Origin of the sequence: Micromonospora sp. DH14, from assembly GCF_029809455.1 — a bacterium.
Lineage (GTDB): Bacteria > Actinomycetota > Actinomycetes > Mycobacteriales > Micromonosporaceae > Micromonospora > Micromonospora parva.
This window is the reverse complement of record NZ_JARVKT010000013.1, coordinates 190,073-197,818: the sequence shown is the minus strand read 5'-3', so window position 1 is coordinate 197,818 and position 7,746 is coordinate 190,073. Positions and strand designations below refer to the sequence as shown.

Here is a 7,746-nt window from a genome sequence, read left to right as displayed (position 1 = left end):
GGGGGGGGGGGGGGGCCCGGCCGGCCGGACGCGCAGCAGCTCGGTGGGCGGCTCGACCGGCTGACCGGCGCCGAAGCGGCGGGCCAGCTGCGCCGCGCTCGGCCGCTCGGCCGGGTTGGCGGCCAGGCAGGCGACGGTCAGCTCGGCGATGTCGGCGGGGAGGCCGGGCACCCGCAGCGGCGGCACCGGGGTGCCCCGCCGGTGCACCTCCAGGGCGTCTTCCCAGCTCTGCACGGGCAGTGGCGCCTGCCCGGTGAGGGTGCGGTAGAGCAGTGCGCCAACGGCGTACACGTCGCTCGCCGGGTCGGGTGGGCCGGCGGTGAGTCGTTCCGGGGCGAAGTAGGCGGGGGTGCCCATCACCGGTTCGCCGGACTGGCTGTCGAGACCGCCGAGCGCGGCGATACCGAAGTCGAGCACCTTGGCACCGGTGTCGGTGAGCATGACGTTGCCGGGCTTGACGTCGCGGTGCACGACGCCGATGCGGTGCGCGGCGGCCAGCGCGGCGGCGATCTGCCCGGCCATCCGGACCGCCTCCGGCCAGGGCATTGGCCCGGACCGTAGCCGGTCGGCCAGGTTGTGACCGTCGACCAGCTCCATCACCAGGTACGGCACGACGACGCCGTCGGCCAGGGTCGCCTCGGCGTAGTCGTACACCTGGGTGACGTGGGGGTGGGTCAGCCGGGCGGCCGCGCGGGCCTCGCGTTGGATGGTGGCCCGCAGCTGCGGGTCGGTGGCGAACTGCCCGGCGAGCACCTTGATCGCCACCGGCCGCCCGAGCACCTCGTCGTCGCCGCGCCACACCTCGGACATGCCACCGAGACCGATCCGCTCGTGCAGCACGTAGCGGTCGTGGAGGCGGAGGGTGGGCCTGAGCGGAGACATGGCTTCCCCAGTCTGCCTGGCAACGCCGCTGTCGACCACTCTGCGTGCCCGAACCCGTACTGATCGTCCCGTGCGTACCGGAATGGGGTTGGTTCGGGTCAGGAGCAGCGCGGGGCGCCGGGCAGCGGTCGCGGTTGGATGCGGTCGGCGAGCCGGCGCAGGGCGAGGGCGGTGGCCTCCCGGGTCGGCGCGAGCAGGGCCCGGCGGGGGTAGTCGACCTGGACCGGGGCGTCCGGTCGGGCCGAGTTGACGTGCCGGTTCATGGCGTCGAGCGCGGTGACGTATCCGGTGGGCAGTTCCATGGTCAACTCCTCGGGACAGGTCCGGTGGAGTCCCGGACGACGAGTGCGGTAGGCAGCAACACGTGACCGGCCGCGGCGTCCGCGGGCGGGTCGAGCAGCAGTTCGGCGGCGATCCGGCCCTTCTCCTCGGCCGGCTGCCGGACGGTGGTGAGACCGGCCGCGGCGGCCTCGGGGACGTCGTCGAAGCCGGTCACCGAGATGGTTGGACGATCATGGGCCGGCCGCGCGGCCAGGGCGTCCAGCACACCGAGCGCGAGGACGTCGGAGCCGGCCAGCACGGCGGTCGGCGGTGCGGGTCGGTCGAAGAGCTCGGCGACGGCCGCCGCTGCCGCTGGGCGGCTGTTGCCGGGCGCGTTGACGACTGTCAGCTCGGCCCAGCCGACGCCGACCTCGGCGAAGGCGTCGGCGAACCCGGTGAGCCGGCCCCGGGTGGTCGGATGCGGCACCTGGTCGACCCCGGCCACCGTGAGCGGGCCGGCCGGCGCGTCGGGCAGCACGGAGTCGGCGAGCAACGCCACCCGACGGTGCCCGAGCCCGGCGACGTGCGCGGCGGCACTGCGCGCCGCGGCCCGCTCGTCGATGCCGACGTACCGTTCGTCGGCGCCGGCGTTGTCGCGGGGCGCCGTGCTGACGTACGGCAGCCCACGGTGACGGATGACGTCCAACGCCCATTCCTCGTCGGCGACGCAGTAGACGCAGAACCCGTCGACGGCGGCGTTCTCCACCGCCCGTCGGGCGTCGGTCACCGCCGGCGGCAGCGGCACCAGCAGCATGCTCGTGCCGTGCCGCTCGGCCGCCGCGCCGACACCGGCGAGGAAGCGGACCGCGAACGGGTCGGTGAAGGCGTACGACAGTTGCGAGGTGAACAGCACCCCGATCGACCCGACGAAGCCTCGGCGCAGGGAACGCGCGGTGGGGTTGGGGCCGGGGTAGCCGAGTTGCCGGGCGGCGTCCAGGATCCGCTCGCGCAGAGCGGCGGAGAGCTGGTCGGGACGGCTGTAGGCGTTGGACACGGTGCTGCGGGAGACGCCGACGGCGTCGGCCACGGCTTGCAGTGTTGGCTTCACCGGCACCTCTCTGTATCGATCCAGTCTGTATCGATACAGAGACTAGCCCGACCGGTCGGCGTCGGTCAATACGTGAACTGAAGACCCCGCCCGCAGGGGCCGGCGCGGCGGAGGATCAGGCGGGGTACGTGTCGTCCAGCAGCCGGTCGAGGATCTCCGCCGTACGCTCCGGCGGCTCGGCCTCGACACAGAGCCGTTCCATCGCCACCGCGTAGTAATCCAGGTCGTCGCGCTTGTCGAGGTAGATGGCGCTGGTGAGCTGTTCGATGTAGACGATGTCGGGCAGCTCCTGGTCGCCGAAGCGCAGGATGGTGAAGGCGCCCCCGGCGGCGGCGTGACCGCCGGCGGCGAACGGGATCACCTGGAGTCGGATGTGGGGCGACTTGGTCGCCTCGATGAGCGCGGTGAGCTGACCGCGCATGACCTCGGTGCCACCGATGGGCCGGCGCAGCGCCGCCTCGTCCACCACGGCCCAGAGCTGCGGCGGATTCTCCCGGTGCAGCAGCTGCTGACGCTGCATCCGCAACGCGACGCGCCTGTCGATCTCGCCGGGACCGGCCGTCCCGTGCCCCAGCAGCACCACCGCCCGGGCGTACTCCGGGGTCTGCAACAGGCCGGGCACGAACTGCACCTCGTAGCTACGGATCAGCGCGGCGGCGGCCTCCAGGCCCAGGTACGACTGGAACCAGGGCGGCAACACGTCGCCGTAGCGGTGCCACCAGCCGGGGCTGTTCGCGTCCCGCGCGAGCTTGAGCAGCGCGTCGCGCTCGTGCTCGTCGGTGACGCCGTAGAGCGTCAACAGGTCGGCGACGTCGCGCTCCTTGAAGCCGACCCGACCCAGCTCCATCCGGCTGATCTTGGATTCGGAGGAGCGGATCTCCCAACCGGCGCCCTCCCGGGTCACCCCACTGGACTCCCGGAGGCGGCGCAGTTGGGCGCCGAGCAGCATGCGCAGCACGGTCGGCCCGGTTGTCGGGCCACCCTCGGCGGGAACCATCGTCACGTGCGGACCTCCGGACACCGACCCACGGCGGCCGGGCGCCCCGGCCCGGCCGACGTGTAAGCATGCCATGGACCGACAGTGAGGTGAACTCCTCCACGTCGGTGAATAAGTCCCGTCGCCGGGACGACCCACCCCGGACGGTCAGTTGATCAGGTGGTCGAAGTCACCGTCCCGTGCGCCGAGAACGAAGGCGGCGATCTCGTCCACTGTGTAGATCAGGGCCGGCCCCTCCGGGTGTCGTGAGTTGCGGACCGCGATGCCCGCTCCCCCGGGCAGCTCGGCGAGTTCGACGCAGTTGCCGCTGGGGTTGCTGCGGCGGCTCTTCTGCCAGCTCAGCGGGGGCAACTGAGGGATCGGTACGCCATTGGGTGGCTGATGCATGGAGGCGTCTTTCTGTTACGAGCCCGCCGGTGGCCGTGGGAGGAGCGGTAACGGCGAGGGGGTGCGGTATCGACATTGGACGGTTCTGCACGTGCATCTGCTATTGCATCTGCATCCGACGGCGAGCATGATAACGCACATGATCGGTGCCCATCCGTTCACTTTGTGTTACCCCCACACGGGCAACGATCAGGCAAAACTGGGCCCGACGCGGCGCGCCGCGTCAACCGAAGGCTGGAGGCGGTCGCGGCGATGGGAGGGTTCGTGCCGGATCCGATGAGTGTCGCCTCCGGCGTCTGCGCGGCCGGCGCGCTGCTCTCCTCCTGGCAACTACGCCGCCGGGCGGTGCGCGCCGAGGCCGAGATCAGCCACCTCCAGGCCGAGTTGGCCGCCGAGCGGCACGCCGCCAGCCACGACCCGCTCACCGGGCTGCCCAACCGACGCGCCTTCTACCGCCTGGCGGCCGCCCTGCTCACCGACGCCGCCGGCCAGCCGCTGATCGCCGTGGTGCTCGACCTGGACGACTTCAAGCAGATCAACGACCGGTACGGGCACGCCGCCGGCGACCAGGTGCTGATCAGTGTGGCCGAGCGGCTCGCCGGCTTCGCCGGGGACAACCTCGTGGCCCGCCTCGGCGGCGACGAGTTCGCCGGTCTGCTCTCCAGCCCCACCGTCGACCGCCGCTGGATCGAGCACTCGACCCGCCGCCTCAGCGAGACCGTCGCCGCGCCGATCCGGCTGAGCGGATGCAGCGTCCGCGTCACCGCCTCCGTCGGGCTGGCCCCGGTGACCGGCCCGACCCAGCTCACCGACGCGCTCAGCCGCGCCGACGCTGCCATGTACCAGGCCAAGAGCCTCGGGGGCGCCCGGTCGCCCCGCCAACTGGTCGACAGCGCGTTCCTCACCGAGCGCTGACCGCTCAGCCGACCGGCGCGCCGAACCACCTGGACAACTGGCCGAGCAGGTCGCTCTGATCGTCGCCGGCCCACGCCACGTGGCCGTCCGGCCGCAGCAGCACGGCGGGCACGTCCAACTCCTCGCTGACATCGACGACGTGGTCGACCCGCTCCGCCCAACCGGCGGCCGAGAGCTGACCGGTCTGGTCGAGCAGCAGGCCGCGGCCCCGGTGCATCAGCTCGTAGAGACGCCCCCGCTTCAGCCGTACGTCACGAAGGTGACGACCGAGCATGTCGTGGCCCTCGCCGAAGTCGTAGCGGACCCCGATCGCGGTGACCTTCTCAATCAGGTACCGGTTGACGTCGTCGAAGTCCATCAGCTCGGACAACAGGTGGCGCACCGCGCGGGGCCCCGGCTCCGGTGAGAGCAGCAGCATCTGCGCCCGGGTGTTGGTCAGCACGTCCTCGGCCACCGGATGACATTCGCGGTGATAGCTGTCCAGCAGCCCCTGCGGCGCCCAGCCGGCGATCTCGGCGGCCAGCTTCCAACCGAGGTTGAACGCGTCCTGGATGCCGAGGTTGAGCCCCTGCCCACCGGTCGGCGGGTGGATGTGCGCCGCGTCGCCGGCCAGCAGCACCCGGCCGACCCGGTACCGCTCGGCCAGCCGGGTGGCGTCACCGAAGCGGGAGAGCCAACGCGGTGAGTGCACGCCGAAGTCGGTGCCCGCGTACACCAGCAGTTGGCGTTTGAAGTCCTCGATGGTCGGCGGCACCGTGCGGTCCTCGACCACCCCCTCGGCCGGCACGACGACGCGGTACACCCCCTCCCCGAGGGGCCCGAGACCGAATCGGAGGTGGGTCCTGCGGACCTCGGCCACCACCTCGGCCACCGTCTCCGGCGGCACCCCCACCTCCATCTCACCGAGCAGGGTCTCGACGCTGCTGGGCTCGCCGGGAAAGCCGACACCGAGCAGCCCGCGTACGGTGCTGCGACCGCCGTCGCAGCCGACGAGGTAGCGGGCACGCGCCTCGGTGCCATCGGCCAGCCGCACCGTCACCCCGTGATCGTCCTGGCTCAGCCCGGCCAGTTCGCTGCCGCGCCGGACCTCGACGCCGACCTCGCTGGCGTGCTCGCTCAGCAGGCGGTCGGTGACGGTCTGCGGGATGCCGAGGACGTACCCGTGCGCGGTGTCCAGCCCGCCTGGCGACGGCTTGGAGATCGCGGCGAAGAAGCCCCCGACCGGGTACTGCTGCCCGACCGCGAGGAACCGTTGCAGCAGACCCCGCTGGTCCAGCACCTCGATGCTGCGCGCGTGCAGGCCGAGCGCGCGCACGTGGCTCGTCGGCTCGGTCTCCTTCTCCAGCACCAGCACGTGCAACCCGTGCAGTCGCAACTCGCTGGCCAGCATCAGGCCGGTCGGCCCACCGCCAGCAATGATCACATCGATCATGAATCCCCCGATTTTCCCAGATTTGGGCGTCGGCTGGAGATTCTGCTGCACCACCCGGGTCTTGCCGCAAGGCCCCGGGTGCGATATATGTTGGAGGTGGCAGGGAGCGGGTTCGCTCTTTGCCTTCCTTTTTGCCCGCGTAGCCGACGGGCCCGCCGTAGCCGGCCCGCCCGCCGCTCAGCGCTGTCGGTCGAGGTCGCGCAACGCCGCGTCGGCGAGGCTGACCAGGCCCACCGGTGACACCAGCCCACGCACGATCCGCGCCGCGCGGCTCCGGTCGGCCGCCTCGGCGTCGAGGTCCAACGCCTGCCGGGTCCAGTCGCTGAGGTCGTCGAGCGCGCGGACCGCGAGGAACCAGGCCAGGCGCGCCCTGTCGACCTCGGTCGTGCCGTAGCCGGCGAGCACGGCCCGCTGCTGGTCGGGAGTGATCGGCGCGAAGGCGAGCACCCCGCCGAGCACGAACATCAGGTCGCACTCGGGCGGGGCGAGCACCATCGAGAGGCGGCGGCCGTCGTGGTCGATGGACAGTCGTCCGTCGACGGACCGCAGCGGCGCGGCGATGCCCGGCACCCCCTGTCCGGCCAGGTACGCCGTCACGACCAGACCGGCCGGGGTGCCGCCACCGCTCAGCTTGACCGCGTACCGGCCGCCGTCGGCGGCCCGCCCCACCTCCGGGGCCGGCCGGTACGCGGTCAGCGCCAGCCGTAGCCGGCGCGCAGCGCCTGCCCGACCCGGTCGAACCGGGGCCGGTCCAACACGGCGCCCTCCCGGCGGATGCTGTCCTCGCGCATGGTGAGCACCCGGTCCAGCCGGACCCAGCTCGGCCGGTTGTCCCGGTCCCACTCCCCCGGCCCGAGCGCGAACCAGTGCCGCTGCCCGTCCCGATCGCTCTGGCTGGACAGCATCAGCCCGAACAGGGTCCGGCTGTGCCGCCCGACGACCAGCACCGGCCGGTCCTTGCCCTGGCGGGGGTCGTCCTCGTACGGCACCCACGTCCAGACGATCTCACCCGGGTCGGCCTGACCGTCCCGCTCCGGGGCGTAGGTCAGCTCCCGACGCTGCAATGCGCTCACCTGACGGCGGCGGGCCACCTGCGCGGGTGCCGGCCCGGTACGGCGGGGCGACGGGATCACCGCACCGACCCGGGAGATACGCGCCGCGACATTCCTCAACAGACCAGCCACGGCGGGCAGCCTACCCGCCGCCGTGTCGGGCGGGTGCGACAGACTGGCCCGATGGACGAGCTTCCCCGCGACCTGCCGATCCTTGAGCGACGCGCGGTGCGGGTGGTGGTCACCGACGGCACCGAACGGGTCCTGCTGTTCCACACCCGGGACCCGGACCACCCCCGGCTGGGCACCTGGTGGGAGCTGCCCGGCGGGGGCATGGACGCCGGTGAGACCCATCGCGACACGGCGGTGCGGGAGCTGCGGGAGGAGACCGGCATCGTGGTCAGCGCCGACCAGGTGGGCGCGCCGACCTGGCGGCGTCGGGCCAGCTTCCTGCACCGCCAGGTACGGCACGTCCAGGACGAGGTTGTCGTCGCCGTACGGCTGGCCGGCCCCGGCCCGGACGTGGACGAGACACACCGGCTCGACTACGAGCGGGAGGACTACTTCGGCTTCCGCTGGTGGCCGTTGCCGGAGGTGGTGGCCAGCCGGGAACGGTTCTACCCAGGGCAGCTCCCTCGGCTGATCACCCCGTTCCTCGCCGGCACGGAGATCGACGAGCCGTTCGAGCTGTGGTCGTGAGCCAGGCCGGCGG

10 protein-coding genes are annotated in these 7,746 nt (G+C 72.5%); 2 read left to right on the top strand and 8 right to left on the bottom strand.

The annotated features are described in order from the left end of the window. The 5 genes from QCZ28_RS19190 to QCZ28_RS19170 all read right to left on the bottom strand — a co-directional run. Nucleotides 1–882, bottom strand: an 882-nt coding sequence (locus QCZ28_RS19190; RefSeq protein WP_279517943.1) for a serine/threonine-protein kinase, incomplete at its 3' end; no start/stop codon positions are given. A gap of 98 nt (nucleotides 883–980) precedes the next feature. Then, on the bottom strand, nucleotides 981–1,184 hold the full coding sequence (locus QCZ28_RS19185; protein ID WP_279517942.1) for a hypothetical protein: 204 nt from the start codon (nucleotides 1,182–1,184) through the stop codon (nucleotides 981–983). Nucleotides 1,185–1,186: 2 nt separating this feature from the next. Continuing rightward, the gene (locus tag QCZ28_RS19180; RefSeq protein ID WP_279517941.1) at nucleotides 1,187–2,230 is read right to left on the bottom strand and encodes a substrate-binding domain-containing protein; all 1,044 of its coding nucleotides are present in this window, start codon (nucleotides 2,228–2,230) and stop codon (nucleotides 1,187–1,189) included. 136 nt (nucleotides 2,231–2,366) lie between these two features. After that, the gene (locus tag QCZ28_RS19175; RefSeq protein ID WP_279517940.1) at nucleotides 2,367–3,254 is read right to left on the bottom strand and encodes a helix-turn-helix transcriptional regulator; all 888 of its coding nucleotides are present in this window, start codon (nucleotides 3,252–3,254) and stop codon (nucleotides 2,367–2,369) included. Between the two features lie 141 nt (nucleotides 3,255–3,395). Further along, nucleotides 3,396–3,635, bottom strand: a complete 240-nt coding sequence (locus QCZ28_RS19170) for a DUF397 domain-containing protein (RefSeq protein WP_030336398.1) — start codon at nucleotides 3,633–3,635, stop codon at nucleotides 3,396–3,398. Between the two features lie 264 nt (nucleotides 3,636–3,899). On the opposite strand from QCZ28_RS19170, the gene QCZ28_RS19165 reads away from it, so the two are divergent. Further along, nucleotides 3,900–4,550, top strand: a complete 651-nt coding sequence (locus QCZ28_RS19165) for a GGDEF domain-containing protein (RefSeq protein ID WP_279517939.1) — start codon at nucleotides 3,900–3,902, stop codon at nucleotides 4,548–4,550. Nucleotides 4,551–4,554: 4 nt separating this feature from the next. Here the strand turns inward: QCZ28_RS19165 and rox are convergent, their stop codons facing one another. The 3 genes from rox to QCZ28_RS19150 all read right to left on the bottom strand — a co-directional run bounded on the left by rox (nucleotide 4,555) and on the right by QCZ28_RS19150 (nucleotide 7,166). Then, the gene (gene rox / locus QCZ28_RS19160; protein WP_279517938.1) at nucleotides 4,555–5,982 is read right to left on the bottom strand and encodes a rifampin monooxygenase; all 1,428 of its coding nucleotides are present in this window, start codon (nucleotides 5,980–5,982) and stop codon (nucleotides 4,555–4,557) included. Nucleotides 5,983–6,159: 177 nt separating this feature from the next. Further along, entirely contained in the window at nucleotides 6,160–6,651 is a 492-nt protein-coding gene (locus QCZ28_RS19155; RefSeq protein ID WP_279517937.1) for a hypothetical protein, read from the bottom strand. Between the two features lie 23 nt (nucleotides 6,652–6,674). Next, complete coding sequence (locus tag QCZ28_RS19150) at nucleotides 6,675–7,166, bottom strand: type II toxin-antitoxin system PemK/MazF family toxin (RefSeq protein WP_124778425.1); 492 nt, start codon at nucleotides 7,164–7,166, stop codon at nucleotides 6,675–6,677. 51 nt (nucleotides 7,167–7,217) lie between these two features. On the opposite strand from QCZ28_RS19150, the gene QCZ28_RS19145 reads away from it, so the two are divergent. After that, entirely contained in the window at nucleotides 7,218–7,733 is a 516-nt protein-coding gene (locus QCZ28_RS19145) for an NUDIX domain-containing protein (protein ID WP_279517936.1), read from the top strand. Nucleotides 7,734–7,746 lie beyond the last annotated feature (13 nt).